The sequence below is a fragment of the Neisseria sp. P0001.S005 genome (genome assembly GCF_051963715.1).
Map to the genome: position 1 here is coordinate 1 of NZ_JBQCTZ010000357.1, position 1,964 is coordinate 1,964.

Annotated in this window: 1 protein-coding gene and 1 pseudogene; both read left to right on the forward strand. The window is 52.5% G+C overall.

What is annotated here, in order from left to right:
- Nucleotides 1–95: 95 nt before the first annotated feature.
- Nucleotides 96–320: pseudogene (locus tag ACTHSP_RS20100) on the forward strand (capsular polysaccharide export protein, LipB/KpsS family); the annotation flags it as partial.
- A gap of 367 nt (nt 321–687) precedes the next feature.
- A partial coding sequence (locus ACTHSP_RS20105; protein ID WP_440346782.1) for a hypothetical protein occupies nt 688–1,964 on the forward strand: 1,277 nt, incomplete at its 3' end.

Genomic DNA, 1,964 nt, shown 5'->3' on the forward strand with positions numbered 1-1,964 from the left:
CTTGTGCGGTTTGCTGGAAGAAGGTGCTCATGAGAAATCTCCTAAATGTCTTGGTGGGAATTTAGGGGATTTTGGGGGGATTTTGCAAAGGTCTCAATATGCCAGTTAAGGTTCTTGGTCGTGCCTATTATGATATTCCCGGCATTACTGACCAAAATACCTTGGCAGAATTTTGGAATCATCCGACACCGCCTGACAAAGAGCTGTTTCATGCCTACCGTATGTACCACCTCAACGTAACCCAAATTAACGGCAACTTCTACAGTCAGGTCTTTTTCCTCAACAAAAACTCTTCCGACTCTTCCACACCAGCAATCTGACTTAGCGAAGGAAAGTTCAGGCCGTCTGAAAACATTTCAGACGGCCTGAAGCAATCAATACCTTAGCTACTGCCATGTAAATAAAACACAAAAACCTGCATTTATCATTAACAATAAATTACAAAAACAGTATAATGACCGAGCTGTCATGAGCGCATACCGACTCAACCTGAGCCCTTTGCAACGCACAAAATATGGATGTACCCCCAGGCAAAACAATATAACAAGCCAAGCATCCTAAAGATAAGCCAGCAAGGCAATACACTCTACAAAACTATGCCGAGCAATATTTTTACAAAGCCCTCAACCGGTATCGCCGCCCATATGCCGCAGCATCCGTCTTCCACTTTATATCCGCCCGCAAACCATGACCGCCGCTCCTGATATCCTCTACCGGCAAGCCGCCGCCCTTTTGGAACAATCCAATACCGCCCAAGCCCTGCCCCTGCTGCAACAGGCCGCAGAGCAGGGATATACGGAAGCTGCTTTTGTATTGGGCGACCATCTGCTGCAAAACGGTCATCCGGAGCAGGCACTTCCATGGCTGGAAGCCGCCGCGGCCCAACGCCATCCCAAGGCACTCTTTATCCTACTGCAACAACGCGAACACAACGGCACTCCAACCGGACAGCTTCTTAACGAATACGCCTGGCTGGGTGAACAGGGTCACCTCGAAGCCCAATTAATCCTCATGCGTTACCACGCGCAACGCAACGATCCACAATCCCTCTACTGGGCGGAGCTTGCCACCGCCCGATATGCCGCGCCTGCGTATTACCATCTGGCACGTCATCATCAACGACAAGGCGACATTGAAACAGCCATTGAACAATACGAAAAAGCGGCCGCGCTCGGCGTAACTGTCGCCTGCTGGCAACTCGGTAAAATTTATTTCTACGGCACAGGTGTCAGCCCCAATCACGCACAAGCTGAACATTATCTCGAACAAGCCGCACAAGCCGGCCACATCGCCGCACAAACCCTGCTGGCCGACCTTCTTGCCGCCCAACGCAAACCCGAAGCCTTAAAATGGTATCGTCGTGCCGCCGATAAGGAGCAAGCGGAAGCACAGGCCAAGCTGGCCCAATACGCCCTGACCGGCGAACTCTCCGAACGCGATCCGTTCCAAGCGGCACGATATGCCAAAGCCGCTGCCGAGAAAAACCATCCCGAAGCGCTGAAAATCATGGGCGACCTCTACCGCTACGGCCTCGGTATCAAAGCCGACAACCATATCGCGCATGATTACTACCACTGTGCAGCCGCACTGGGTTCTGCCGCCGCAGCACAAAAACTCATCAGCGACGCCGCGCTGTACCATCCGCAACAATACGAACAAATCAAAACTACCGCCCTGCAACAACAACAAACCGAAACCACATACCGTTTGGCGGAAGCACAAGCCAATGCCATCGGCCGTCCCGCCGACTATAATGCCGCGCGCAAAAATTACATGGAAGCTGCCGAGTTCCACCATAAAAACGCGGCGGCAGCCTTAGGCCGCATCTACCATTACGGCCTCGGTACGGCGCAAGATCCTCGGGCGGCTGCACACTGGTACGCCATTGCTGCCGAACAAAACCACCCTTCCGCCCAATACCACCTCGCCTGTTTTTACTATCACGGGCAAGGTGTCGGCTGTCA